Genomic DNA, 25,977 nt, shown 5'->3' on the forward strand with positions numbered 1-25,977 from the left:
CTCCTTCGGTGCGGGCTCCTGTGTGCACCACACCCCCGTATGTGGGGACCACACCCCCGTTCGGGGGTAGTGAGACCCGCATCACGGATTAGACGATGCCGGAGAGCCGCCCGGCAATGGTCCGGAACATAGGAGGACAACCGATGACGACGGCGACCGAGCTGTTCCGCAGTGCCCGGGACTTCCTGCTGGAGCACCGCGAGGACTATGCCACCGCCTACGAGGGCTTCGCCTGGCCGCGGCCCCGGCACTTCAACTGGGCGCTGGACTGGTTCGACGCGATCGCCGACGGCAACGACCGGACCGCGCTGCACATCGTCGAGGAGGACGGCACGGAGACCCGCCTCTCCTTCGCCGAGATGGCCGAGCGCTCGAACCGGGTCGCGAACCATCTGCGCGCGCGGGGCGTCGCCGCCGAGGACCGCATCCTCGTGATGCTCGGCAACCAGAAGGAGCTGTGGGAGACCGCGCTGGCCGCGATGAAGCTGCGCGCGGTCGTCATTCCGGCCACCCCGCTGCTCGGCCCCGCCGACCTGCGCGACCGGGTCGAGCGGGGCCGGGTCGGGCACGTGCTCGTCCGGGCCGAGGACACCGCCAAGTTCGCGGACGTGCCCGGCGCCTACACCCGCATCGCGGTCGGCGGCCCGCCGGAGGAGGGCTGGGAGCCGTACGAGGACGCGTACACCGCCCCCGCCGAGTTCGTCCCCGACGGCCCCACCCTGGCCGACGACCCGCTGATGCTGTACTTCACCTCCGGTACGACCGCCCGGCCCAAGCTGGTCGAGCACACCCACACCTCGTACCCGATCGGCCACCTGGCCACCCTGTACTGGATCGGCCTCAGGCCCGGCGACGTGCACCTGAACATCTCTTCGCCGGGCTGGGCCAAGCACGCCTGGTCCAACCTGTTCGCCCCCTGGAACGCCGAGGCGACGGTCTTCATCCACAACTACACCCGCTTCGACGCGGCCCGTCTCATGGCCGAGATGGACCGTAACGGGGTCACCACCTTCTGCGCCCCGCCGACCGTGTGGCGCATGCTGATCCAGGCCGACCTGACCCAGCTCGCCACCCCGCCCCGCGAGGCCGTCGCCGCGGGCGAACCGCTCAACCCCGAGGTCATCGAGCAGGTCCGGCGGGCCTGGGGCGTCACCGTCCGGGACGGTTTCGGCCAGACCGAGACCGCCGTACAGGTCTCCAACAGCCCGGGCCAGCCCCTGAAGACCGGCTCCATGGGCCGGCCGGGCCCCGGCTACCGCGTCGAGCTCCTCGACCCGGTCACCGGCGCCCCCGGCGCCGACGAGGGCGAGATCGCCCTCGACCTCTCCGCCCGTCCGGTGGGCGTGATGGCCGGCTACCACGGCGACCCCGACCGGACGGCCGAGGCGATGGCCGGCGGCTACTACCGCACCGGCGACATCGCCGCCCGCGACGAGGACGGTTATCTGACCTACGTCGGCCGTGCGGACGACGTCTTCAAGGCCTCCGACTACAAGATCAGCCCGTTCGAGCTGGAGAGCGCGCTGCTGGAGCACGAAGCGGTCGCCGAGGCGGCCGTCGTGCCCGCGCCCGACGAGCTGCGTCTTGCGGTACCGAAGGCCTACGTCGTCCTCGCCGAGGGCTGGGAGCCCGGACCCGGCACCGCGAAGGTCATCTTCGAGCACTCCCGCGAGGTGCTGGCCCCCTACAAGCGCATCCGCCGCCTGGAGTTCGGTGCCCTGCCCAAGACCGTCTCGGGCAAGATCCGCCGGATCGAGCTGCGCGAGGCGACGGCCGCGGGCTCGGCCGAGGAGTACCGCGAGGAGGACTTCCGGTGAGCGAGTCGTCGTACACGCACGGGACGAGTGCGACCGTCCTGCTGGGGGACACCGTCGGTGCCAGCCTGGACCGGGCCGTCGCCGCCTGGCCGGACCGCGAGGCGCTCGTCGACGTGCCGTCGGGGCGGCGCTGGACGTACGCGCAATTCGGTGCGGACGTGGAGGAGCTGGCGCAGGCGCTGGTCGCCGGTGGGGTCACCAAGGGCGACCGGGTGGGCATCTGGGCGGTCAACTGCCCGGAGTGGGTCCTGGTCCAGTACGCCACCGCCCGCGTCGGGGCCATCATGGTCAACATCAACCCGGCCTACCGCACCCACGAGGCCGAGTACGTCCTGGGCCAGGCCGGGATCTCCCTGCTCTTCGCCTCCGTCAGCCACAGGACCAGCGACTACCGGGCGATGGTCGAGCAAGTGCGGGGCAGGTGCCCCGAGTTGCGCGAGGTCGTGTACATCGGCGACCCGAGCTGGGAGGCGCTGCTGCGGCGCGGGAGCGCCGGTGCCCCGTACGAGCGGCTGTCCTGCGACGACCCCATCAACATCCAGTACACCTCGGGCACCACCGGCTTCCCGAAGGGAGCCACCCTCTCCCACCACAACATCCTCAACAACGGCTATTTCGTGGGCGAGTTGATCGCCTACACCGAGCAGGACCGGATCTGCATCCCCGTGCCCTTCTACCACTGCTTCGGCATGGTGATGGGCAACCTGGCCGCGACCTCGCACGGCGCGTGCATGGTCATCCCCGCGCCGTCCTTCGACCCGAAGGCCACCCTGGAAGCGGTCCAGCAGGAGCGGTGCACCTCGCTGTACGGCGTCCCGACCATGTTCATCGCGGAACTGAACCTCCCCGACTTCGCGACGTACGACCTCTCCACGCTGCGCACCGGCATCATGGCGGGCTCGTCCTGCCCGGTGGAGGTGATGAAGCGGGTGGTCGCCGAGATGCACATGGAGGAGGTCGCCATCTGCTACGGCATGACCGAGACCTCCCCGGTCTCCCTCCAGACCCGCAGGGACGACGACATGGAGCACCGCACCGAGACGGTCGGCCGGGTCCTGCCGCACCTGGAGGTCAAGGTCGTCGACCCGGCCACCGGCAGCACGCAGCCGCGCGGCACGGCCGGCGAGCTGTGCACCCGCGGCTACAGCGTGATGCTCGGCTACTGGAACGAGCCCGAGAAGACCGCCGAGGCCGTGGACGCGGGCCGCTGGATGCACACCGGGGACCTCGCGGTGATGCGCGAGGACGGGTACGTGGAGATCGTCGGCCGGATCAAGGACATGATCATCCGGGGCGGCGAGAACATCTACCCGCGCGAGATCGAGGAGTTCCTCTACGCCCACCCGGGGATCAGGGACGTCCAGGTCGTCGGGGTGCCGCACGAGAAGTACGGCGAGGAGGTGCTGGCCTGCGTCATCCCGCGCGACCCCGCCGCCCCGCCCACCCTGGAGGACCTGCGCGCCTTCTGCCGGGACCGGCTCGCCCACTACAAGATCCCGAGCCGGCTCCGGATCCTCGACTCCTTCCCGATGACGGTCTCCGGGAAGGTGCGCAAGGTGGAGCTGCGGGAGAAGTACGGCCTGTGATCTCTCAGCCCGCGCCCGACTCGGACAGTTCCTGACCGGGGCCGTTCACCGGGGTCGGGGTGCCCGTGAGGTCGAGGACGAACAGCGGGACGCTCAGCGTGTCGGCGCGGGCGCGGGCCTCCTCGGCGTACCCGGACAGGGAGAAGTACACACACGCGGCCGACTCCGTCATGGCCGTCAGCCACAGGCACTCCACGTCCCGTGAGGAGGCCGGGCGCACGGCCGGGTCCACCTGGGCGACCAGGCCGTGCGCGGCGAGCCCGATCCCGGACGGGGGCCGCTGGTCGGCGCGGCGGATGTCCCGGTAGCCGAGCCAGCGCAGATAGAGCGCGGCCGCGGTGACGGCGTCCCGGGCGGTGCGGATGGTGAGGGGCCGGAAGGGGGCGCGGCGGGCGGGGGCCTGGTGGGCGTCCGCTTCCGGCCGTGCCGTGGGCGAAGGGGCATCGCTCACCGGGAGACGCAGGACCGTGCCGCACGGGCAGCCCAGCTCCGGGTGCGGCCACTGGTTGCTGCGGCCGCAGGCCGCGCAGCGCACGGTGACCCACTCCTCGTCCCAGGCGCGGTGCGCGAGCATCACCGGTCCGGCCGCCCGGTCCAGCCGCGGGGCCGCGGGGCTGCCGCAGGCGCAGGGATACGGCGGCGCGGTGTAGACGTGCTCGCGCCGGCAGGCCGGACAGCGCACCGGCACGCTCTCGGGCATGGCCACTCCAGGGCGTCGCGTCGGATCCGTCACGTCGGGACGGTCGCACAGGCAGCGCTGCCCATCGTCCTCCTGCCGCACCCCGCTTGTCCGCCGCTTCCCGCTGTCTTGCCCTCTCTTGACGACGTCCGCCCACCCCCCTACATTGTTTCCAGATAGTAGAAGTTAAATTCCGTATTGCGGAATTGCTCAATCTGGAGACTGTGCTCACCGCGGGGCGCGACGGGAGTACGCATCCGACAGCCGAAGCAGGAGTACTCGATGGCTCGTATGACCGCTGCCCGTGCGGCAGTTGAGATCCTCAAGCGCGAGGGCGTCACCGACGCCTTCGGTGTGCCGGGCGCGGCGATCAACCCGTTCTACAAGGCGCTGAAGGAGGGCGGCGGGATCAACCACACGCTCGCCCGCCACGTCGAGGGCGCCTCGCACATGGCCGAGGGCTACACGCGCACCAAGCCGGGCAACATCGGCGTCTGCATCGGTACCTCGGGACCCGCAGGCACCGACATGATCACCGGCCTGTACTCGGCCATCGGTGACTCCATCCCGATCCTGTGCATCACCGGCCAGGCCCCGACCTCCGTGATCCACAAGGAGGACTTCCAGGCCGTCGACATCGCCTCGATCGCCAAGCCGGTCACCAAAATGGCCGTCACCGTCCTGGAGGCCGCGCAGGTCCCCGGCGTCTTCCAGCAGGCGTTCCACCTGATGCGCTCCAGCCGTCCCGGCCCGGTCCTGATCGACCTGCCGATCGACGTCCAGCTCACCGAGATCGAGTTCGACCCGGAGACCTACGAGCCGCTCCCGGTCTACAAGCCGGCCGCGACCCGCGCCCAGATCGAGAAGGCGATCTCCTTCCTCCTGGAGTCCGAGCGCCCGGTCATCGTCGCCGGCGGCGGCATCGTCGGCGCCGACGCCACCGGCCTCCTGGTCGAGTTCGCCGAGCTGACCCGGACCCCGGTCATCCCGACCCTGATGGGCTGGGGCACCCTGCCCGACGACCACGAGCTGAACGCCGGCATGGTCGGCGTCCAGACCTCGCACCGCTACGGCAACGCGAACTTCCTGGAGTCCGACTTCGTCCTCGGCATCGGCAACCGCTGGGCCAACCGCCACACCGGCTACAAGCTCGACGTTTACCGCGAGGGCCGTAAATTCGTCCACGTCGACATCGAGCCCACCCAGATCGGCAAGATCTTCCCGCCGGACTACGGTGTCGTCTCCGACGCCAAGGCCGCGCTGGAGCTGTTCGTCGAGGTCGCCAAGGAGCTGAAGGCCGAGGGCAGGCTGCCCGACCGCGCCGACTGGGTCGCCTCCACCCAGGAGCGCAAGGCCACCCTGCTGCGCCGTACGCACTTCGACAACGTGCCGATGAAGCCGCAGCGCGTGTACGAGGAGATGAACAAGGCCTTCGGCCCGGACACCCGGTACGTCACCACGATCGGCCTCTCCCAGATCGCCGGCGCGCAGATGCTGCACGTCTACAAGCCGCGCCACTGGATCAACTGCGGCCAGGCCGGCCCGCTCGGCTGGACCATCCCGGCCGCGATCGGCGTCGCCAAGGCCGACCCGGACTCGCCGGTCGTCGCGCTCTCCGGCGACTACGACTTCCAGTTCCTGATCGAGGAGCTGGCGGTCGCCGCGCAGCACCGGATCCCCTACGTCCACGTTCTCGTGAACAACGCCTACCTGGGCCTGATCCGTCAGGCGCAGATCGGCCTGGACATCAACTTCCAGGTCAACCTGGAGTTCGAGAACATCAACGCTCCCGAGCTCGGCGTCTACGGCGTCGACCACGTCAAGGTCGCCGAGGGCCTGGGCTGCAAGGCCATCCGGGTCACCGAACCGGACCAGCTGGGCGCCGCCTTCGAGCAGGCCAAGAAGCTGGCCGCCGAGTACCAGGTGCCGGTCGTCGTCGAGGCGATCCTGGAGCGGATCACCAACATCTCGATGAGCCGCACCATGGACATCAGCGACATCTCCGAGTTCGAGGACCTGGCCACCGAGCCCGGCCACGCACCGACATCGATCAAGCCGCTGAAGGTCTGACCCGCCTGACACACCACAGGGGCGGCCCCTCCCGAGCAGGGAGGGGCCGCCCCTGTGCGTCGTACGGCGCGCGACCGGGCGGCTCGCACACGGCGCCGCAGCGGAAGCCCCCGCCGCCCGGGCTGCCGACTCGCGTTCCGTGACGCCGTCGGCGGCAGGCCGGGCAGAGGGCGACGCGTGGTCCGCCTCCGCGAGCGCCGGCAGGGCTTTTGAGGGCGCCGGGCCCGTGGTGCGTACGGTGCCTGGTCGGTCCGCCTGCGGCGCGTCGCGCAGATGCAGGCCCGGCACCGCCACCGTCACGGCTGCCCGGGCGCTGCCGCGCAGCAGCGTCAGCGCGTGTGCTTCGGCCGGGATCGTCGTCGTATCCGCCACGAGGCACCCCCGCGGGGCCCGCCGCCCCCGTGCCGACGGGCCCCGCGTGCCGGTAAGGTGCCCGGCTTCGGGGGTGGTTGACGCCTCCTCGGGGGTGTTCAGAGGTTGATTTGAGGGTTGCGTGGGCCCGGGTACGGCCGCCTGCCGTACGCGGCGTCCCTAGAGCTCGTGCTCCGACAGGCCCGGCCAGTCGTCCGGCCCGCCGCCCTGCCACTCGATGAGATCGCTCTCCTCGACCTCGATCCGGTCCAGGTCGGCCAGTCGCAGGATCTCGACGACATCGTCCAGGTGGGAGGCGAGGCCCAGGGTGACCTCGCCCTCGGTGACGCGGCGGGAGCCGTCCAGGGCCGGGGCGTGGACCACGATGTGCGGGTACTGCGTCGGATTGCCCATGGCTTCAGCGTCCTGCGGACGGGGCGGATGCGCACGCCGGAGCCGCCCCGGGACAGCACGAAGCGCCCCCCTGAACAGGGGGGCGCTTCGGTGTCGTCTGATGACCGTCCGACGGCGCGAGGCTGGGCGCGACAGGACATTCGCGCCGCCGGACGGAGAGTGGGGACCTCTCACCGAGGTCGTGGCTGGGGACCGCGGCGGATGCGACGGAGCCGGGAACCCTTCCCTCTGGTCGAGAAGGGACTCGGATCCTTCACCACCGCACTGGCTCGCACACCGCCGCGGTCCTCGCCCTGCCCGCCGTACCGAGTGGTCACCCCTCATCCGGACCGCTCGGTTGCGGGTCGTATGCGTCTGGCTCCGACCTCCCCGTCGGTCCCGGACGCAATCCGTGGCCTCAGTCCTCGCGCAGGGCGCGGACCGCCTCCTCCACGCGCTTGCCGTACTCGGGGTCGGCGGCGTGGAAGTGGGCCAGGTTCTTCTCGATCACGTCGTCGCGGGAGACCTGCGAGAGGCCGCCGGCGATGTTCGCGACCAGACGCTGCTTCTCTTCCTCGGACATCAGGCGGTACAGCTCGCCCGCCTGGAAGAAGTGGTCGTCCTTGGTGTGCAGCGGGGCCTCGTGGGTGCCGGTGTGGCCGGAGACCGCCAGCGGGGCCGACAGCGGGCGGCCGGTCTCCACCGGGCCGTCGTACGAGTTCGGCTCGTAGTTCTTGGCGTTCCGGCCCTGGGCGTTGGACGCCATGAAGCCGTCGCGGCCGTAGTTCTGCGCGGTCGTCGCCTTCGGGGCGTTGACGGCCAGCAGGGTGTGGTTGACGCCCAGGCGGTAGCGGTGCGCGTCCGCGTAGGCGAACAGACGGCCCTGGAGCATCTTGTCGGGAGAGGGGCCGATGCCCGGAACGAAGTTGTTCGGGGAGAACGCGGCCTGCTCGACCTCGGCGAAGACGTTGTCCGGGTTGCGGTCCAGCACCAGGCGGCCGACCCGCTGCAGCGGGTAGTCCTTGTGCGGCCACACCTTGGTCAGGTCGAACGGGTTGAAGCGGTAGTCCGCCGCCTCGGCCGCCGGCATGACCTGGACGTAGAGCGTCCAGGACGGGTGCACACCCCGCTCGATGGCCTGGAGCAGGTCCGTCTGGTGCGAGTTGGCGTCCTTGCCCGCCAGCTCGGCGCCTTGCTCGGCGGACAGGCAGCGGATGCCCTGGTTCGTCTTGAAGTGGTACTTGACGAAGAAGGCCTCACCCTCGGCGTTCGTCCACTGGTAGGTGTGCGAGCCGTACCCGTTCATGTGGCGGTACGACGCCGGGATGCCGCGGTCGCCCATCAGCCAGGTCACCTGGTGCGTGGCCTCGGGGGCGTGCGCCCAGAAGTCCCAGACGTTGTCCGGCTCCTGCTTGCCGGTGAACGGGTCGCGCTTCTGCGAGTGGATGAAGTCGGGGAACTTGATCGGGTCCTTGATGAAGAACACCGGGGTGTTGTTGCCGACGAGGTCGTAGTTGCCCTCCTCGGTGTAGAACTTCAGCGCGAAGCCGCGCGGGTCACGGACCGCGTCCGCGCCGCCGAGGGAGTCGGCGACGGTGGAGAAGCGCAGGAAGACCTCGGTGCGCTTGCCGATCTCGCTCAGGAAGTCGGCGTGGGTGTAGCCGGTGACGTCGTCCGTCACCTCGAAGTGGCCGTACGCACCGGAGCCACGGGCGTGCACCACGCGCTCCGGGATCCGCTCGCGGTTGAAGCGCGCGAGCTTCTCCAGGAGGTGCTGGTCCTGGAGCAGCAGCGGGCCGCCGACGCCGGCGGAGGCGGAATTCTGGTTGTCGGCGACCGGGGCGCCGGACTCTGTCGTGAGCACGCGCTTCGACATCGTGGACCTTCCGTGCGGGTGGCAGCGGAAACCTGTTTCCGCTTTGTGGAGCCTAGAAGTGGGGAGATCTGAACGTCAACAGTTTGTTGAAGTCGAATCCGGGCCGCGGTGCCGCCTGGGCGCGACAGGACAGGTGTCAGCGGCACCGCGGCCCGGAAGTCTCAGAGCTGTGCGCCCGAGAGGCGCTCGACGGCGCGCAGCAGCGCCGAGTGGTCCAGACCGCCGTCGCCCTGCGCGCGCAGGCTGGCGACCAGCTGGGCGACCACCGCGCCGACCGGCAGGGCCGCGCCGACGTTGCGGGCGGCGTCGGTGACGATGCCCATGTCCTTGTGGTGCAGGTCGATGCGGAAGCCCGGCTTGAAGTCGCGGTTCAGGAAGTTGTCCTTCTTGCGCGTCAGCACGGTCGAGCCCGCGAGGCCGCCGTTGAGGACGTCCAGCGCGGCCGTCAGGTCCACGCCCGACTTCTCCAGGAAGACCACGGCCTCGGCGCAGGCCTGGATGTTCACGGCGACGATCAGCTGGTTGGCCGCCTTCACGGTCTGGCCGGAGCCGTGCGGGCCGCACAGCACGATGGTCTTGCCCAGCGCGTCGAAGATCGGCTTGGCCTGGTCGAAGTCGGCCTGCTCGCCGCCGACCATGATCGACAGCACGGCCTCGACGGCGCCGGCCTCACCGCCGGAGACGGGGGCGTCCAGGACGCGGATGCCCTTCTCCTTGGCGGCCTTCGCGAGGTCCACGGAGGTCTGCGGGGTGATCGAGGACATGTCGATCAGCAGGGCGCCCTGCCGGGCGTTCTCCAGGATGCCGTCGGGGCCGTAGGAGATGGCCTCGACGTGCGGGGAGGCGGGCACCATCGTGATGACCACGTCGGCGTCGCGCACGGCCTCGGCGATCGAGGAGGCCGCGCTGCCGCCGGCGGCGGCCAGCCGGTCCAGCTTGTCCTGTTCCAACGTGAAGCCGGTGACGTCGTAACCCGCCTTGATCAGGTTCTCGGACATGGGGGAGCCCATGATGCCGAGGCCGATCCATGCGATCTTGGGAAGGTTGCTCATGATTGGGGGTGCCTCTCTAGCTGCTCTGCAAAGTCGGGGGGTCAGCGCGCTTCGCGCGGGAGCCACTCGAAGGCCTCGGCGCTCGGGCGGTCGCCCGGCTTGTACTCCAGGCCGACCCAGCCGTCGTAACCGGCCTTCTTCAGCTGGTCGAGCAGCTCCTCCAGCGGGAGCGAACCCGTCCCGGGGGCGCCGCGGCCGGGGTTGTCGGCGATCTGTACATGGCCGGTCTTCGCCGCGTAGCGCTCGATCACCGAGGGCAGGTCCTCGCCGTTCATGGACAGGTGGTAGAGGTCCATGAGGAACTTCGCGTTGCCGAGCCCGGTCGCCGCGTTGACCTTGTCGACGACCTCGATCGCGGCCGGTGCCGACACCAGCGGGTACCGCGGCGACTCCGGCTGGTTCAGCGCCTCGATCAGGAGGATCGCGCCGATCCGGTCCGCGGCCCGCGCCGCGAGGGCGAGGTTCTCCAGGGCGAGCGCGTCCTGCTCGGCCGCCTCCACGCCGTCGACGCGGTTGCCGTACAGCGCGTTGAGCGCGGTGCAGCCGAGGGAGGCGGCGAAGTCGGCGGCCACGTCGATGTTGGCACGGAACTTCTCCGACTCCTCGCCCGGGACCGACAGTGCGCCGCGGTCCGGGCCCGGCAGCTGTCCGGCGTAGAAGTTCAGACCCGTGAGCTGGACGCCCGCGTCCTCGATCGCCTTCTTCAGGGCGTCGAGCTCGGACTGCTCGGGGGTGGGGGAGTCGACCCAGGGCCACCACAGCTCGACCGCGGTGAAGCCCGCCGCGGCGGCGGCCGCGGGACGCTCCAGGAGCGGGAGTTCCGTGAAGAGGATCGACAGGTTGACGTTGAAGCGCTGGTCTGCGAATCCCATTCGGGCCGCGCTCCCTTCCGTGGTTGAGATTCCGTATTGCGGAAGTTCGTTTCTGCTTAATGGAAGATTGCCGTCGTGTGTCGCCGCTTGTCAAGGGGGGTCGGGGGCCGGACCCCGCAGGACTGCCCGAAATCCGTGCAGCGCGTTAGGTTGTGCGCGTGCGATTGAGAGTGGAGTTCACGACCGAACCCTTCGACCTCGACAGAGCGCCCGCGCACGCCGTGGTGGCGCGGGAGGTCGTCGAGGCCGCCGAGCTGGACGCCGTCGACGTCGGCCCGTTCGGCAACACGGCCGAAGGGGACGCCGACGGTGTGCTGACCGCCGTGGACGCGCTGCTGCGCAAGACCCTGGCGGCCGGTGCCACCCGGATCTCGCTGCAGGTCAACGTCATCGGGGAGGGCGAGTGACCGGCCACGGCGACGAGCCCTTCATCACGGCCGTGAAACCGCTGGTCGACGCCATGGGCGGGGAGATGCTCCCGCCCGACGAGGCCGGCCCCGAGGACGTCGTCCTCGCCTGGGAGGGCGTCGACGTCGTCGCCGTACGCCTGCCCCAGCTCGCCGACTCCCTCGACCACATCCTCGCCGCCATGGAGCGCCGGCAGGGCAGGCCGCTGGCCGATCTGGACCGCAAGGCCAAGCAGGAGGCCGTACGGATACTGGAGGCGCGGGGCGCCTTCGCCGTGCGGCACGGTGTGGAGACGGTGGCGAGCGCGCTGGGCGTCAGCCGCTTCACGGTCTACAACTACCTCAACCGGGAGAAGGGCGCCTGAGCGCAACGGGATCCGTCTTGTTACGCGGAATTTTCAACAAAGTGTTGACGTGATGTTTCCGAGGGCGTTAGCTATCGGCAGCCCGTTCAGCACGACGGCCGTTTCCGGCCACGGAGGCTCCCGTGACTACGACTTCCACGCCCCCGGGCCTGGCCCGGTTCAACGTCCAGGAGGAGCACGCGGCCCTCGCCGCCCTCCACGAGGCGTGCGCCTCCACCGAGTGGGCCCGGCGGCTGCTCGCCGCCCGCCCGTACGCCGGCACCGACGATCTCTACGCCGCCAGCGACGCCGCCATGGCCGAGCTGAGCACCGCGGACCTGGAAGAGGCGATGGCCGGCCACGCGCCGATCGGCCGCCCCAAGCCCGGCGACCCGACCTCCGCCCGCGAGCAGGCCGGCATGGCCGGCGCCGCCGAGGAGCTCAAGGCGGAGATGCTCGAACTCAACCTGGCCTACCAGGACAGGTTCGGCCACGTCTTCCTCATCTGCGCCACCGGCCGGACCGGCGAGCAGATGCGGGACGCGGTCAAGGAGCGGATCGGGAACTCGCCGGAGCAGGAGCGGGAGATCGTCCGCACCGAGCTGGGCAAGATCAACCGCATCCGACTGGCCCGACTCGTCGAAGAGGACGCCTGAGACCATGAGCACCAGCACCACCGCCTCCGTGTCCACACACATCCTGGACACCTCCGTCGGCCGCCCCGCCGAGGGCGTCGCCGTCCAGCTCTCCGCCCGCTCGGGCGCGGACGCGGACTGGCAGGCGCTCGGCGGCTCCGCGACCGACGCCGACGGCCGGTGCAAGGACCTTCCGGACCTGCCGGAGGGGACCACCCACGTACGGCTCGACTTCGCCGTCGAGACGTATTTCGAGAAGAAGCAAGCCGATGCGCAGCAGGACGCCCCCGCGAATCGGGACAGCGGGCCTGGGGTGTTCTTCCCGGAGGTGGCGATCACGTTCGCCGTCGTACCGGGCGAGCACTACCACGTACCGCTGCTGCTCAACCCGTTCGGCTACTCCGTTTACCGAGGGAGCTAGCTAAATGCCCACCATCCTGGGACAGAACCAGTACGGCAAGGCCGAGAACCGAGTCGTAAAGATCACGCGGGACGGCGCCACCCACCACATCAAGGACCTCAACGTATCCGTGGCGCTGAGCGGCGACATGGAAGAGGTCCACTACTCCGGCTCCAACGCCAACTGCCTGCCGACCGACACCACCAAGAACACGGTGTACGCGTTCGCCAAGGAGTACGGCATCGAGTCGGCCGAGCAGTTCGGCATCCACCTCGCCCGCCACTTCGTGACGAGCCAGGAGCCGATCAAGACGGCCCGGATCCGCATCGAGGAGTACGCCTGGGAGCGGATCGCCACCTCCGACGCCAACTCCAAGTTCATCGGCGCCGACGAGGTCAAGCACTCCTTCGTCCGCAAGGGTCAGGAGACCCGCGTCACCCAGATCACCTTCGACGGTGAGAAGTGGGAGGTCATCTCCGGCCTCAAGGACCTGGTCGTGATGAACTCGACGAACTCTGAATTCTGGGGTTACGTCAAGGACAAGTACACGACCCTCCAGGAGGCGTACGACCGCATCCTGGCCACCCAGGTCTCCGGCCGCTGGCGGTTCAACTGGACCGACGACGAGCAGAAGATGCCCAACTGGGAGAAGTCCTACGAGCAGGTCAAGAAGCACATGCTCCAGGCCTTCGCCGAGACGTACTCGCTCTCGCTCCAGCAGACCCTCTACCAAATGGGTTCGCGCATCATCAACAACCGCAGCGAGATCGACGAGGTCCGCTTCTCGCTGCCGAACAAGCACCACTTCCTGGTCGACCTGGAGCCCTTCGGGCTGAAGAACGACAACGAGGTCTACTTCGCCGCCGACCGGCCCTACGGCCTGATCGAGGCGACCATCCTCCGGGACGGCTGCGAGCCGAAGATCCCGGTGGACCTCACCAACCTCTGATCCACGTCTTCTTTCGGCACCCGCGGCCGGCGGGCATGTCTCCCCGGCCGCGGCACCCAGAGCTCCTAGGGTCCTGCCGTGCCCTCTCACATGAGTCCACTGAGTGAAAAGGACGAAGTCATGGCAGCAGCCCAGCGCATCGTCATCGAGAACTGTTCGATCGCTACGGTCGACGCCGACGACACCGAGTACGCCTCCGGACACGTGGTCATCGCCGGCAACCGCATCGAGGCGGTCGGCGCGGGCAAGGCCCCCGAGGGCCTGGAGAACGTCGTACGCCGTATCGACGCCACCGGGCATCTCGTGACCCCCGGCCTGGTCAACACCCACCACCACTTCTACCAGTGGATCACCCGGGGCCTGGCCACGGACCACAACCTCTTCAACTGGCTGGTCGCGCTCTACCCGACCTGGGCGCGCATCGACGAGCCGATGGTGTACGCGGCGGCCCAGGGCTCGCTCGCGATGATGGCCCGCGGCGGCGTCACCACCGCCATGGACCACCACTACGTCTACCCGCACGGCTCCGGCGACCTGTCCGGCGCGGTCATCCGCGCCGCCCGCGAGACGGGCGTCCGCTTCACCCTGGCCCGCGGCTCCATGGACCGCAGCGAGAAGGACGGCGGCCTGCCCCCGGACTTCGCCGTCGAGACCCTCGAAGGCGCGCTCGCCGCCACCGAGGCCACCGTCAAGGAGCACCACGACGCCTCCTTCGACGCGATGACCCAGGTCGCCGTCGCCCCCTGCTCCCCCTTCTCCGTCTCCACCGAACTCATGCGTGAGGGCGCCGAGCTCGCCCGCCGCCTCGGCGTACGGCTGCACACCCACGGTTCGGAGACCGTGGAGGAGGAGAAGTTCTGCCACGAGCTGTTCGGCATGGGCCCCACCGACTACTTCGAGTCCACCGGCTGGCTCGGCGAGGACGTGTGGATGGCGCACTGCGTCCACATGAACGACTCCGACATCGCCGCCTTCGCCCGTACGAAGACCGGTGTGGCGCACTGCCCCTCCTCCAACGCGCGTCTCGCGGCCGGTATCGCCCGCGTCCCCGACATGCTGAAGTCGGGTGTGCCGGTCGGCCTCGGCGTCGACGGCACCGCCTCCAACGAGTCCGGTGAACTCCACACCGAGCTGCGCAACGCCCTGCTGATCAACCGCCTCGGCGCGCACCGCGAGGCCGCGCTGAACGCCCGGCAGGCGCTGCGCCTCGGCACCTACGGCGGCGCCCAGGTGCTCGGCCGCGCGGCCGAGACCGGCTCGCTGGAGGCCGGCAAGCTGGCCGACCTGGTGCTGTGGAAGCTGGACACCCTCGCCCACGCCTCCATCGCCGACCCGGTGACCGCGCTGGTCTTCGGAGCGGCGGCCCCGGTCACCGCCTCCTTCGTCAACGGACGTCAGATCGTCGAGGACGGCCGCCTGCTGACCGTCGACGAGGACGCCATCGCCCGCTCCACGCGGGACGAGGCCCAGCGCCTGGCGCGGATCGCCGCCCAGGGCTGAGCGGCCCGAGAACTCCGGCCGGGAGGGACGGCTCCCGGCCGGCGGCCGTGGACCCGAGCGGGGTCCATGGCGGCCGTCTCCGGGGCGCGCGTTCATGCGCGCGCTCCGGAACGGTCACCGTCCTTGGGCCCCTTTGAAGGGCTCCGGTCCCGCACGACCACGCACCACCTCCCTGAAACCCACGTCAGAGCCGACGTGTCTAACCGACCGGAGGAGCCGCCCGTGTCCGCTCACCCTGCCGACGAGACCCACCCAGTCGACGAGCCCCATCCCGTTGACGAGAAGCTCCCCGCCCTCAAGATGGCGACCACCGGTCTGCAGCACGTGGCCGCCATGTATGCGGGAGTCGTCGCCCCGCCCCTGATCGTCGGCGCCGCCGTCGGCCTCAGCGGCACCGACCTCACCTTCCTCACCGGCGCCTGCCTGTTCACCGCGGGCCTCGCCACCTTCCTGCAGACCCTCGGCTTCTGGAAGATCGGCGCCCGGCTTCCCTTCGTCAACGGCGTCACCTTCGCCGGCGTCGCCCCCATGACCGCGATCGTCGCCTCCGCGCACGACAAGTCCGACGCCCTGCCGGTCATCTACGGCGCGGTCATCGTCGCCGGCGTCCTCGGCTTCATAGCGGCACCCTTCTTCAGCAAGGCCGTCCGCTTCTTCCCGCCGGTCGTCACCGGCTCCGTGATCACCCTCATCGGCGTGTCCCTGCTCCCGGTCGCCTTCGGCTGGGCCCAGGGCCCCGATCCCGCCGCGCACGACTACGGTTCGGGCACCAACCTGGGGCTGGCGGCCGCGACCCTGCTGATCGTCCTGCTGCTGCGCCGCTTCACCCGCGGCTTCGTCAAGCAGGTCGCGGTGCTGCTCGGCCTGGTCATCGGGACTCTGCTCGCGATCCCCTTCGGTGCCACGGACTTCGGACCGGTCGCCGACGCGGACGTGATCGGCTTCCCGGCGCCGTTCCACTTCGGCGCCCCGCAGTTCCAGCTCGCCGCGATCCTGTCCCTGTGTGTGGTGATGGTGGTCTCGATGACCGAGTCGACCGCCGACATGCTGGCCCTGGGCGAGATCGTGGAACGCCCGGCCGACGAGAGGACGATCGCCGCGGGTCTGCGCGCCGACACCCTCGGCTCGGCCCTCAGCCCGCTGTTCAACGGCTTCATGTGCAGCGCCTTCGCCCAGAACATCGGACTGGTCGCGATGACCCGCATCCGCAGCCGCTACGTCGTCGCCGTCGGCGGCGGCTTCCTGGTCCTGATGGGCCTGTGCCCGACGGCCGCCTCGCTGATCGCCGTCGTGCCCCGTCCGGTGCTGGGCGGTGCGGGCGTGGTCCTGTTCGGCTCGGTGGCGGCCAGCGGCATCCAGACCCTGGTGCGGGCGGGCCTGGACAAGGACAACAACGTGCTGATCGTGGCCGTGTCCCTGGCGGTCGGCATGATCCCGATCACCACGCCGGGCTTCTACCACGCCTTCCCGCAGACGGCGAGGATCGTCCTCGACTCCGGCATCTCCACCGGCTGTGTCGCGGCCGTGCTGCTGAACCTGGTCTTCAACCACCTCGGCAAGGGCCGGGACGCGCAGGACGTGACCCATCCGATGGAGGCGGGCGAGGAGCTGGCGCCCGCGCACTGAGTCTGTGTTCGCCGAAGGGGTACGGCGTGCAGCCGTACCCCTCGCGTCCGATGGTGCACGTGGCCCTCGTACGCCGCTGTGGTGAGCTTCCCGGTCATCGGCATCATGTGGGTCAACCACCACCAGGTGTTCAGAGCAGCACGTCGACGGGGTATGAGCCGTCGGCGGGGGCGCGGCTCAGCAGGGCCGTCCCGGCGGTGATCAGTACCAGCCCGGCGAGCAGCACCCGGTGGCCGCCGAACCGGGCGACGGTCCGTGCCGACAGGCCCAGCATCAGCACACCGATGGCGACCGGAGCCGGAAGGAAGGCGGTTCCGGTCACCAGCTCGCCGTAGCCGAGGACGCGTTGCAGACAGAGCGCGCCGATGAACTGGAAGCCGTACATCGTGGCGATCATCAGCACCTGGACCGCGTTCGCACCGGTCAGCAGGCGGGAGCGGAACAGGCGCAACCGCAGCAGCGGGCGGGCCGCCCGGGCCTGGCGCAGGGTGAACGCCGTGAACAGGACGAGCGCCAGGAACGCCAGGAGCAGAGTGGCGGTCAAGGAGCGGTTCCCGGCACCGACGATGACGTACACCGTGCATCAGCGCACCCGTGGCCGGCGCGGCCCCCGGACAGTCGGCGCCCCTGCCGAGTCCGGCCCCGCGTTCGAGGGCGAGGATGCGTACCGCTGCCAGCCAGGCGGCCACGCCGATCGGCAGGTTGATCAGGAAGATCCAGTGCCAGTTCAGGGCCTGGGTCGGGGCGCCGCCGAGGAAGGTGCCGAGTGCCCCGCCCGCCGCGCCGACCGCGCTGAACACCGCGATGGCACGGGCCTGTTCCCGCGGCTCGGGGAAGAGTGCCACCAGCATGCCGAGGACCACGGCCGAGGCCATCGCCCCGCCGACGTCCTGCAGGGCCCGCGCCGCGATCAGCACGCCCTGCCCGGTCGCCGTCCCGCACAGTACCGAGGCCGCGGTGAACACGGCGAGCCCCGAGGTGAACCAGTAGGAGCAGCCCGCCGAAGGCGATCAGGTACGCGTTGACGACCCAGGCGAGGCCCGGCCCGCTGAAACCGAGGGCGCTCTGGACGGCGGGCATCGCCACCGTGACGATGTTGCCGTCCAGGACCGTCATCAGCGTGCCCGCGCACAGAACGGCGAGGGACGCCCGGCGGGGGTATGTTCGTGAAGGTGCCACCGTTGCCGGTGACGGGCTGTTCTCGATCGCGGCCGACATGGCTCCCCGTTCTTCAAGTGCACCTTGGTGCACGACTTGTAACGGAGTCCATCGCGGGTGACCATGGAGGCCGGCGTAAGGAGGCAGTCCGATGTCCCAGAGGAACACCGGTGTGACCGTCCAGGCGGTGAACGCACACGCCTGCCCCATCCGTGAAGTTCTTGACAGGGTGTCCGGCAAGTGGAGCGTGCAGATCCTCGTGGCGGCCGCCCAAGGGCCCATCCGCTTCACGGAGCTGGAGCGCGGCATCGAGGGCATCAGCCGCCGCATGCTCACCCTGACCCTGCGCAACCTGGAGCGCGACGGCCTGGTCACGCGCACCGTGCACCCGACGGTGCCGCCGAAGGTGGAGTACGAACTCACCCCGGTCGCCCGCGAGTTGCACGAGACGCTGCTGCGGCTGACCGGCTGGGCCGAGCACAACCGGGTGTACATCGCCGAGGCACGGGCGGCCTACGACGCCGAGCACCAGCCGGAATTGCTCGACGCGTAGGACTCGGACGGCCAGAGGCCGAAGAGGCGGCCGGAGCTCGAAGCGGCGGCTAGAGGCCGAAGAGGGCGAGGTCCGTGGTCAGCTCCTTGAACACCTCGTCGGGGTCGGCGACCAGCTTGCGCTCCTTGAGGTTCAGCAGGCCGCCCACCGCGGTGATCTCGGCCGCCACCGTGCCGTCGGTCTTGCGTATCTCCTGCCGGATCCGGAAGGTCTTTCCGCCGCTCCACTCGAACTCGCAGGTCACGTCGACCTCGTCACCCGCGAGCAGCTCGCGTTTGTAGCGGATCGTCGTCTCCAGTGACACCGGGCCGACGCCCCGGCCGACGAGCCCTGCCTGGCTGATCCCGGCGGCCTGGAGCAGCGACCAGCGGGCGTGCTCCGCGTAGTTGACGTACACCGCCTGGTTGAGGTGCCCCTGTACATCGGTCTCGTAGCCGCGGACGGTCACACGGACGGAAAACGGTTCGGCCACTGCTGCCCCTTCTCGCGTTCGAATCTCCGGTGCACCGATCTTGGCACGCCGTTCACACCCGGCGCGGGGAGGCCAGCAGATAGCGCATGCGGGTGCGCGGCTCGGTGTATGCGCCGGCCTGCCAGCCGGCCCGCTCCAGCGTGTCCCCGCAGACCCGCAGGGTCTCCTCGTCCGGTCCGTACACGGCGACCGCCTCCGGCTGCGGGGTCGCCCGCACCCGGTAGCCGTCGCCGTCCGGGCCCGCCGGGCGGTGCCCGGCCGCCTCCAGGGCGAGCGCGGCGGCCCGCACCAGGTGCGTCCGCTCCCAGCCGCACGGCCGGTCGGTGGCCCCGCCGGGATTGGTCATCCGGCGCAGCTCCAGCAGCCCCTGCCAGGCGCTGTGCACCTCCCGCAGCCGGGCCGGACCGGACGCGGGTGTCTCCTGCGGCTCCTCACCGCCCACGCGCGCCGTGAAGCCCCCGGCGGACGGTGCCGGCTCCGCCGGGACCTCGGGCACCGCCTCCCGTATCCGGTGCCCCGCGGGGGTGAGGAAGTGATCGTGCGGCGGCCGTGGATGGCGGAAGGCGAGGCCCCGCTTCACCAGCGCGACCAGCTGCGCCTCCGTCCCCCGCAGCCGCCCGGTGACCGGGTCGGCGGCATCGATCACCCGTCGCTGCGCAGTGGTCGGCGGTCGGGTCACGGCGTGCTCCCTCCGGTGCGTCGGTGCCCTGGAACCGCCAGGTGGGCGGCTCCTTCGAAGCGTACGACCGGGGTCTGACAACGGGCCGGGAGCGAACCGGCGAGGGTTCAGCCGAGCGGCCGGATGTTCCACCCCGCCACCACCGGCCGCCCGTGCTCGGTGCCCAGGCGGCACAGCGTGCCCGTCGCCAGCTGGAAGAGGGCACCGTGCTGCGGGGGCAGGCCGAGGCGGCGGGCGGTCAGGACGCGCAGGAAGTGGCCGTGGGCGACCAGGACGACGACGCCCTCGGTGTCGGCGAGAGCGGCGTCCACCTTGCCCAGCATCCGGTCGGCCCGCTGACCGACCTGCTCCGGGGTCTCCCCGGGATGCTCCGGCGGGCCCGGCGCGACCCCGTCCCTGAACAGGAACCAGCCGGGCCGGGTGCGCTGGATGTCCACGGTGGTGATGCCCTCGTACCCGCCGTAGTCCCATTCGCGCAGGTCGGCGTCGACCCGGGCGTCGTGGATCCCGATGAGTCCGGCGGTCTCCCGGGCCCGCCGCAGCGGGCTGACGAAGGCGGCGCCGATGCGGTGCGAGCGGATCAGCGGCACCAGCCGGCGCGCCTCGTCCCGCCCGTGCTCGGTGAGGGGCAGGTCGGTCCAGCCGGTGTGCCGTCCGGACCGCGACCACTCGGTCTCACCGTGCCGGACGAGAAAGAGGTCACCCATGTCAGCGCCCTTCCCGCTCGCTTTCAGGGCCTGCCGTCACCTTGCCGTCCGCCCCGCGACGCCAGGCACTGGCACGGTGTCACAGCCCGTCGGCCGCCCGCAGGACGGACTGGGCCAGACGGCCGTTCTCCAGGGCCGCGCCGTACCCCGAGGGGAAGGAGAAGCGCCGCCGCGTGTAGGCGTACGCCACCCCGCTCGCCGGGTCGGCGAAGCCGAGGGAGCCGGTCGCGCCGCTGTGGCCGAAGGAGTCCTCGCCGAGGAACGGATAGCGCTCGGCCAGGTACTCGAAGCCGAGCCCGAAGTGGTTGTCGCCGCCCGTGACCAGGTCCGGCCCGCTCGTCCTGAGCCCGCCGAACACGGTCGCCGTCTCCCGGGTGAGCAGCGGCGGCCTGCCGTCCACGGTGCTGATCGCGGCCGCGTACATGCGGGCGACCCCGCGCGCGTTGCCCACGCCGCCCGAGGAGGCCGGACCCAGCGCTCGTACCCGGCGGTCGTTGCCGAAGGCCACCAGGTCGGTCGGCTCGGGCGCGTTGCGGTTGAAGGCGATGAACGGGATGCTGCCGGGGGCCGCCGCCCGCGCGGCCAGCGCCTCGATCTCCTCGGGCGTGGGCAGCAGCGGCTGCACGTCCAGCCACCGGGATTCCAGCTCCTCGGGGAAGCCGAGGTAGAGGTCCAGGCCGTACGGCGCCCGGACGCGCTCCTCGTACAGCTCGTGGATCGACCGGCCGGTGACCCGGCGCACCACCTCGCCGGTGAGCGCGCCGATGACGAAGCCGTGGTAGCCGTACCCGGTGCCCGGCTCCCACAGCGGCTTCTGCCCGGCCAGCCGCGCAGCGATCAGCCTGTCGTCGGCCAACTCCTCGGCCGTGAAGCCTCCGTCGGCGATGCCGACCAGCCCCGCCCGGTGCTCCAGCAGCTCGCGGAGGGTCAGCCGGTCCTTGCCCTCGCAACCGAAATCCGGCCAGTAGGACGCCACTTCACGGTCCAGGTCGAGCACCCCGTCCTGCGCCAGCAGGGCGACGATCAGGTGCGCCGCGCCCTTGGTGATGGAGAACAGGCTGGTCAGTGAGTCGCCGTCGAGGCCCTCACCGGCCCACAGGTCCACCACCCGCCGCCCTTGGTGATAGGCCACGAGCTGGGCGCCGGGCTCGTCCCGTTCCCCGGTGAGGAACGCGGCGAACTCCTCCCGCACACCCTCGAACCCCTCGGCCACCGTTCCCTGTACTTCGACCGACATGCAAAGCCCCCTGTTGGTGATCACGTACGGAGGTCACCAACAGGGGGCAGTGGCCCGGCATTCCCTTCTTCACCGCTGTTCCGTGTACTCCTTGAACTGCTCCAGATCACTGCGGACGAGCCGTTCGATCGCGGCCACCTGGGCGAACCCCTTGGGCCCGCCGAACGTCGCCCGCACGGTGTCGGGGTCGTACTCCAGCCGTGCCTGGACCCGGGTGTGGCTCTGGTCGATCGGCTGCAAGGAGAAGGAGCCTCTCAGCTCCGGGGCGCCCGTGGTGCGCCACTCCATCACGCGTTCCCCCGTGCGGTCCAAGACCTCGGCGTCGAGCTCCCGGGTGCGGCCGCCCGCCTCGACGTTCAGATGCGCGCGGCCTCCTCCCTCCGTACGGGCGTCGCGCACGCCGGCCACGAAGCGCGCATAGTCCTCCACCTGGTGGAGACTGTCCCAGGCCCGGTCGAGCGTCACCGAGACGTCGACGTGTTCTTCGAGGGTGCTCATGACTCACCTCCAGGGTCGGCTCATGACCCATGGCCTTCTGCTTCCAGTGTGCGCGCCCTTCACCGGCCTGCGCATCGTCACTGTCGGTACCCGCTCAGGAACCGCCCGATCCGTCCGATCGCCGCCTCCAGGTCGTCGGTGTGCGGCAGCGTCAGGATGCGGAAGTGGTCGGGCGTGGGCCAGTTGAAGCCGGTGCCCTGCACCACCTGGATCTTCTCCCGCAGCAGCAGGTCCAGCACGAACTTCTCGTCGTCGTGGATCGGATGCACCTTGGGGTCGATGCGCGGGAACGCGTACAGCGCGCCCTTGGGCTTCACGCAGGACACCCCGGGAATCTCGTTGAGCTTCTCCCAGGCCACGTTCCGCTGTTCGTACAACCGCCCGCCCGGAGCCGTGAGTTCGCGGATGGACTGGCGGCCGCCGAGCGCGGCCTGGATGGCGTACTGGGCGGGCGCGTTGGGGCACAGCCGCATGGAGGCCAGCATGGTCAGGCCCTCCAGGTAGTCCTTCGCGTGCTGCCTGGGGCCCGTCACCACCAGCCAGCCGGAGCGGAAGCCCGCCACCCGGTACGTCTTCGACAGTCCGCAGAAGGTGAGCACCACCAGGTCGGGGGCGAGGGCCGCGGCCGAGTGGTGGACGGCGTCGTCGTACAGGATCTGGTCGTAGATCTCGTCGGCGAAGACCATCAGGCCGTGGCGGCGGGCCAGGTCGAGGATGCCCTCCACGACCTCCTTCGGGTACACCGCGCCCGTCGGGTTGTTGGGGTTGATGAGGACCACGGCCTTGGTGCGGTCGGTGATCTTCGACGCCATGTCGGCCAGGTCCGGGTTCCAGTCGGCCTGTTCGTCGCACAGGTAGTGGACCGCCTTGCCGCCGGCCAGGGTCGTCACCGCCGTCCAGAGGGGGAAGTCCGGCGCGGGGATGAGGATCTCGTCGCCGTCCTCGACCAGTGCCTGCACGGCCATGGACACCAGCTCCGAGACGCCGTTGCCGAGGAAGACGTCGTCGACGCCCACCTCCAGGCCCAGGGTCTGGTAGCGCTGGGCGACCGCCCGGCGGGCGGAGAGGATGCCGCGGGAGTCCGAGTAGCCGTGCGCCTGCGGAAGCATCCGGATCATGTCCTGGAGGATCTCCTCCGGGGCCTCGAAGCCGAACAGTGCGGGATTGCCGGTGTTCAGGCGCAGCACACTGTGGCCCGCCTCCTCCAGCGCGTTGGCGTGCTCGATCACCGGGCCGCGGATCTCGTAACAGACCTCGCTGAGCTTGTTCGACTGCCGGAACTCCATTGCGCCCCTCCGGAAACTCGTGGTGCTTGGTTTTACCAAGTAGGAGCTTGGAAAGTCCAACAACACGTCTAGACTGCGTCGCATGTCACCTCGCCGAAGCTACGACCAGTACTGCTCCGCAGCCCGCGCGCTCGACCTCGTGGGCGACCGCTGGACCCTGCTGATCGTCCGGGAGCTGCTCGCCGGCCCCCGTCGCTACACGGACCTGCACGCGGACCTGCCCGGGGTGAGCACGGACGTACTCGCCTCACGGCTGAAGGACATGGAACGGGACGGACTGACCACCCGGCGGCGACTGCCTCCGCCCGGTGCGGCCTATGTGTACGAACTCACCGCACGAGGCCGCGAGTTGCTGCCCGTGCTGCAGGCGCTGGGGAAGTGGGGCGAGGGCGAGCTGGGCGAGCGGCGGCCCACCGACGCCGTGCGTGCGCACTGGTTCGCGCTGCCCCTGCTCAGGGCGCTGGACGGGGAAGGGGCCGTCGAAGTCCACTTGGAGGAGGGCGACTTCCATCTGCGTGTCGGCGCCGAGGACGGGCCGGTGTACGGCGACGGGCCCGCCCCCGGCGAGGCGGACGCGCGGCTCGAGATGGACGCCGAGACCTGCGCGGCCGTCGCCCGCGGTGCGTCCACCCTCCCTCAGGCCGTCCGGGCCGGGCGGGTCACCGTCACCGGTGACGGCATGCTCGCGAAGGCACTGCGGGAGGCCTGAGAAAGCAGAAGGCCCGCCGGGCGGGCGGGCCTTCGGGTGACTCAGACGTTCGGCGGCACCCGGGACGGGCGTCCCGAGCCGCGCGTGAGCGCGTATCCGCCGATGCCCGCGAGCGCGGCGAGCAGCCCGCCCACCGCGGTCCACACCCAGCGGTCGGTCCACCAGCCCGAGGACCAGCCGTCGTCCGGCTCGATGCTGGAGAGCACCGCGGACTTCGCACCGTCCTGCTCCGCCTCGGACTTGACGGCGATGCCCGGCACGAGCGGCTTGGCCAGCGAGCCGTCCACCGCGGCCGCGCCGCCGATGTCCTCGGAGTCGGCGCGCACCTCGGCGCTCACCGGCAGACCGAGGTCGGCGGCCCCGAGGTCCACCACCGTCAGCCGGATGTAGTACGTGCCCGGCAGCGGGTCGTTGGCCCACGGCTCCGACCAGGCGCGCACCGTGCGCAGCACACACGCCAGCTCGACGGACGCCGCTCCCTGGCCGGCGGTGCGCGTCGCCGAGCCGTACTGGCAGGACTGACGGCGGCGCAGACCGTCGTACACGTCGATCTGCCAGGTCTGCGCCCCGTGCGTCCGGGGCAGCTTCACGGTCGCCTTGACCGTCGGGCGCTGACCGGCGTCCGCCGGGAAGGACCAGTACAGGTAGTCGCCGGTGGAACCGGACGCGGTGGCCTGCTGCCCCTGCTCGATCTCGGTCGCCGTACGGAACGACGTGCCCGCCCGGGAGGGCGCCTTGCCGTCGTCCGAGGCGCTCGGCGACGGGGAGGAGTCGGCGGCCGCAGGTCCTGCGGCCAGCCCGAGCGCCAGCAGCGCGGCGCCCAGTACTCGCGTGATACGCATCAGTTCGTCCTCCAGACGGCGACCCGCCAGCGCGACAGCCAGCCCCAGACCAGACCGGCGAGGAAGCCGGAGAGGATCAGCGCGCCCAGCAGCCACCAGCCGCGCCCGAGGCCGAAGGAGGCCACGTCGCTCGCCTTGCTGGGGCCGTCCACGACGTCGACGGTCAGCTCCAGCGGCAGACCCGGGGTCGTCTTGACGCCCGCGGCGGCCGAGAAGGAGTTGGTGACCTGGAGACACACGGTCTCGGCGGTCGCGGTGTCGTCGTCGCTCCCGGGCTTCGGGTACCTGAGGCCCGTGGAGATGACGTCCGTACGGCCGTTGCCCGCCGCCTCGCCGCGCACGATCTCCCGGCCGTGCATCGTCACCGCCCGCAGCAGCACCCCGTAGTCCGGGTTGACGGCACGGTCGTCGGCCACGCTCACCGAAGCCCGCAGTTCCTGGCCGGGCTTGACGTCCACCTTGTACCAGCGCTGCCGGCCGAACTCCTCACGGTCCGTGTACAGCCCGGACTTGAGCGACGGCGCCTTCGTGCACTCGGCCGCTCCCTCGGTGGCCACCGGCGTCACCACCGGATCGGCGGCCCGGTCGACCAACTGCCCCACCCGGTCGCTGAGTTCCTCCTTGTGCCGCACGTCGGTGTACGTGCCGCCGGTCGCGTCCGCGATGCAGCTGAGCTGGTCGCGGGTCTTGGCGTCCGGCACCAGGCCCAGCGTGTCGATGGTCAGCCCGATGCCCTTGGCCGCTATCTCGCGGGCCACCTCGCACGGGTCGAGCGGCTGGCAGGTGTCCTCGCCGTCGCTGATCAGGACGATACGGCGGGTGCCGTCGCCGCCGTTCAGGTCGTCCGCCGCCTTCAGCAGCGCGGGACCGATCGGCGTCCAGCCGGTCGGCGCCAGCGTGGCCACCGCCGTCTTGGCCTCGGTCCGGTTCAGCGGGCCGACCGGGTAGAGCTGCTCGGTGTCCTTGCAGCCCGCTTTGCGGTCGTTGCCGCGGTAGTTGGCGCCCAGGGTGCGGATGCCGAGCTGAACCTCCTTCGGCGTCGCGTCGAGCACCTCGTTGAACGCCTGCTTCGCCGCGGCCATCCGCGAGTCGCCGTCGATGTCCCGCGCCCGCATCGAACCGCTGACGTCCAGCACGAGTTCGACCTTCGGCGCGGCCTGTTGTGTCTCGTCGGCCACAGCCGTGGACGGGAACGCCAGCCCGGCCGTCAGGGCGGCGAGCAGAGCGCAGACGCCCGCCGCCAGCCGTTGTCTTCTGATCATCGGCGGATCTTATTGAT

The 25,977-nt window shown here is 70.6% G+C and carries 25 protein-coding genes and 1 pseudogene; 12 read left to right on the forward strand and 14 right to left on the reverse strand.

Annotation, left to right across the window (positions count from 1 at the left end; genetic code table 11):
• Positions 1–143 precede the first annotated feature (143 nt).
• Together AQI88_RS14655 and AQI88_RS14660 are read left to right on the forward strand one after the other, a co-directional pair.
• Positions 144–1,817 (forward strand): AMP-binding protein, encoded by a 1,674-nt coding sequence (locus AQI88_RS14655; RefSeq protein WP_066997888.1) that lies wholly within the window; start codon positions 144–146, stop codon positions 1,815–1,817.
• Complete coding sequence (locus AQI88_RS14660; protein WP_066997891.1) at positions 1,814–3,403, forward strand: AMP-binding protein; 1,590 nt, start codon at positions 1,814–1,816, stop codon at positions 3,401–3,403. Before AQI88_RS14655 ends, AQI88_RS14660 begins: the two co-directional genes overlap by 4 nt.
• Positions 3,404–3,407: 4 nt before the next feature.
• Here the strand turns inward: AQI88_RS14660 and AQI88_RS14665 are convergent, their stop codons facing one another.
• Positions 3,408–4,103 carry a hypothetical protein gene (locus AQI88_RS14665; RefSeq protein ID WP_066997893.1) on the reverse strand — a complete coding sequence of 232 codons (696 nt, stop codon included), beginning with the start codon at positions 4,101–4,103 and terminating at the stop codon, positions 3,408–3,410.
• Between the two features lie 261 nt (positions 4,104–4,364).
• Between AQI88_RS14665 and gcl the strand changes: the two genes are divergently transcribed.
• Positions 4,365–6,152, forward strand: coding sequence for a glyoxylate carboligase (gene gcl, locus AQI88_RS14670; RefSeq protein WP_107118555.1), 1,788 nt, complete (start codon positions 4,365–4,367; stop codon positions 6,150–6,152).
• A 531-nt stretch (positions 6,153–6,683) separates the two neighbouring features.
• On the opposite strand, the gene AQI88_RS14675 is transcribed toward gcl, so the two are convergent.
• The 4 genes from AQI88_RS14675 to AQI88_RS14690 all read right to left on the reverse strand — a co-directional run bounded on the left by AQI88_RS14675 (position 6,684) and on the right by AQI88_RS14690 (position 10,696).
• Positions 6,684–6,917 (reverse strand): hypothetical protein, encoded by a 234-nt coding sequence (locus AQI88_RS14675; RefSeq protein WP_061915260.1) that lies wholly within the window; start codon positions 6,915–6,917, stop codon positions 6,684–6,686.
• Between the two features lie 397 nt (positions 6,918–7,314).
• Complete coding sequence (locus AQI88_RS14680) at positions 7,315–8,772, reverse strand: catalase (RefSeq protein WP_066997898.1); 1,458 nt, start codon at positions 8,770–8,772, stop codon at positions 7,315–7,317.
• A gap of 161 nt (positions 8,773–8,933) precedes the next feature.
• Positions 8,934–9,824, reverse strand: coding sequence for a 2-hydroxy-3-oxopropionate reductase (locus AQI88_RS14685; protein WP_066997901.1), 891 nt, complete (start codon positions 9,822–9,824; stop codon positions 8,934–8,936).
• 41 nt (positions 9,825–9,865) lie between these two features.
• Complete coding sequence (locus AQI88_RS14690; RefSeq protein WP_066997903.1) at positions 9,866–10,696, reverse strand: TIM barrel protein; 831 nt, start codon at positions 10,694–10,696, stop codon at positions 9,866–9,868.
• 158 nt (positions 10,697–10,854) lie between these two features.
• Between AQI88_RS14690 and AQI88_RS14695 the strand changes: the two genes are divergently transcribed.
• The 7 genes from AQI88_RS14695 (at position 10,855) to AQI88_RS14725 (ending at position 16,557) form a co-directional block, all read left to right on the forward strand.
• Positions 10,855–11,103 (forward strand): YkoF family thiamine-binding protein, encoded by a 249-nt coding sequence (locus AQI88_RS14695; protein ID WP_066998158.1) that lies wholly within the window; start codon positions 10,855–10,857, stop codon positions 11,101–11,103.
• Positions 11,100–11,468: a helix-turn-helix domain-containing protein gene (locus tag AQI88_RS14700; RefSeq protein WP_066997906.1), complete on the forward strand. Its 369-nt coding sequence runs from the start codon at positions 11,100–11,102 to the stop codon at positions 11,466–11,468. Before AQI88_RS14695 ends, AQI88_RS14700 begins: the two co-directional genes overlap by 4 nt.
• Before the next feature lie 122 nt (positions 11,469–11,590).
• Complete coding sequence (gene uraD / locus AQI88_RS14705; RefSeq protein WP_066997908.1) at positions 11,591–12,103, forward strand: 2-oxo-4-hydroxy-4-carboxy-5-ureidoimidazoline decarboxylase; 513 nt, start codon at positions 11,591–11,593, stop codon at positions 12,101–12,103.
• Positions 12,104–12,107: 4 nt separating this feature from the next.
• The gene (gene uraH, locus AQI88_RS14710) at positions 12,108–12,503 is read left to right on the forward strand and encodes a hydroxyisourate hydrolase (protein ID WP_066997910.1); all 396 of its coding nucleotides are present in this window, start codon (positions 12,108–12,110) and stop codon (positions 12,501–12,503) included.
• A gap of 4 nt (positions 12,504–12,507) precedes the next feature.
• Positions 12,508–13,431 (forward strand): factor-independent urate hydroxylase, encoded by a 924-nt coding sequence (pucL, locus tag AQI88_RS14715; protein ID WP_066997913.1) that lies wholly within the window; start codon positions 12,508–12,510, stop codon positions 13,429–13,431.
• 120 nt (positions 13,432–13,551) lie between these two features.
• Complete coding sequence (locus AQI88_RS14720) at positions 13,552–14,931, forward strand: 8-oxoguanine deaminase (protein ID WP_066997916.1); 1,380 nt, start codon at positions 13,552–13,554, stop codon at positions 14,929–14,931.
• A 222-nt stretch (positions 14,932–15,153) separates the two neighbouring features.
• Positions 15,154–16,557, forward strand: coding sequence for a nucleobase:cation symporter-2 family protein (locus tag AQI88_RS14725; protein WP_279616545.1), 1,404 nt, complete (start codon positions 15,154–15,156; stop codon positions 16,555–16,557).
• Between the two features lie 136 nt (positions 16,558–16,693).
• On the opposite strand, the pseudogene AQI88_RS14730 reads toward AQI88_RS14725, so the two are convergent.
• Positions 16,694–17,775 (reverse strand): annotated as a pseudogene (locus tag AQI88_RS14730) (MFS transporter); the annotation flags it as partial.
• A gap of 91 nt (positions 17,776–17,866) precedes the next feature.
• On the opposite strand from AQI88_RS14730, the gene AQI88_RS14735 reads away from it, so the two are divergent.
• Positions 17,867–18,268 (forward strand): winged helix-turn-helix transcriptional regulator, encoded by a 402-nt coding sequence (locus AQI88_RS14735; protein ID WP_208615787.1) that lies wholly within the window; start codon positions 17,867–17,869, stop codon positions 18,266–18,268.
• Positions 18,269–18,317: 49 nt separating this feature from the next.
• Here AQI88_RS14735 and AQI88_RS14740 read toward each other — a convergent pair whose 3' ends face one another.
• The 6 genes from AQI88_RS14740 to AQI88_RS14765 all read right to left on the reverse strand — a co-directional run bounded on the left by AQI88_RS14740 (position 18,318) and on the right by AQI88_RS14765 (position 23,147).
• Positions 18,318–18,740, reverse strand: coding sequence for an acyl-CoA thioesterase (locus AQI88_RS14740; protein ID WP_066997919.1), 423 nt, complete (start codon positions 18,738–18,740; stop codon positions 18,318–18,320).
• 52 nt (positions 18,741–18,792) lie between these two features.
• Positions 18,793–19,419 carry a hypothetical protein gene (locus AQI88_RS14745; protein ID WP_066997923.1) on the reverse strand — a complete coding sequence of 209 codons (627 nt, stop codon included), beginning with the start codon at positions 19,417–19,419 and terminating at the stop codon, positions 18,793–18,795.
• Positions 19,420–19,526: 107 nt separating this feature from the next.
• Positions 19,527–20,126, reverse strand: a complete 600-nt coding sequence (locus tag AQI88_RS14750; protein WP_066997926.1) for a histidine phosphatase family protein — start codon at positions 20,124–20,126, stop codon at positions 19,527–19,529.
• A 79-nt stretch (positions 20,127–20,205) separates the two neighbouring features.
• A complete protein-coding gene (locus AQI88_RS14755; RefSeq protein WP_066997929.1) occupies positions 20,206–21,363 on the reverse strand; it encodes a serine hydrolase domain-containing protein in 1,158 nt (385 codons plus the stop codon).
• A gap of 69 nt (positions 21,364–21,432) precedes the next feature.
• Positions 21,433–21,861, reverse strand: a complete 429-nt coding sequence (locus AQI88_RS14760; protein ID WP_066997931.1) for an SRPBCC family protein — start codon at positions 21,859–21,861, stop codon at positions 21,433–21,435.
• Between the two features lie 77 nt (positions 21,862–21,938).
• Positions 21,939–23,147, reverse strand: coding sequence for a pyridoxal phosphate-dependent aminotransferase (locus AQI88_RS14765; RefSeq protein WP_066997934.1), 1,209 nt, complete (start codon positions 23,145–23,147; stop codon positions 21,939–21,941).
• 82 nt (positions 23,148–23,229) lie between these two features.
• On the opposite strand from AQI88_RS14765, the gene AQI88_RS14770 reads away from it, so the two are divergent.
• On the forward strand, positions 23,230–23,856 hold the full coding sequence (locus AQI88_RS14770) for a winged helix-turn-helix transcriptional regulator (RefSeq protein WP_066997937.1): 627 nt from the start codon (positions 23,230–23,232) through the stop codon (positions 23,854–23,856).
• A 41-nt stretch (positions 23,857–23,897) separates the two neighbouring features.
• On the opposite strand, the gene AQI88_RS14775 is transcribed toward AQI88_RS14770, so the two are convergent.
• Together AQI88_RS14775 and AQI88_RS14780 are read right to left on the reverse strand one after the other, a co-directional pair.
• Positions 23,898–24,698, reverse strand: coding sequence for a hypothetical protein (locus AQI88_RS14775; RefSeq protein ID WP_066997940.1), 801 nt, complete (start codon positions 24,696–24,698; stop codon positions 23,898–23,900).
• Positions 24,698–25,960 (reverse strand): VWA domain-containing protein, encoded by a 1,263-nt coding sequence (locus tag AQI88_RS14780; protein ID WP_066997943.1) that lies wholly within the window; start codon positions 25,958–25,960, stop codon positions 24,698–24,700. The genes AQI88_RS14775 and AQI88_RS14780 overlap by 1 nt, the downstream gene beginning before the upstream one ends.
• Between the last annotated feature and the right edge of the window lie 17 nt (positions 25,961–25,977).

Origin of the sequence: Streptomyces cellostaticus (genome assembly GCF_001513965.1) — a bacterium.
Taxonomy (GTDB): Bacteria; Actinomycetota; Actinomycetes; order Streptomycetales; family Streptomycetaceae; genus Streptomyces; species Streptomyces cellostaticus.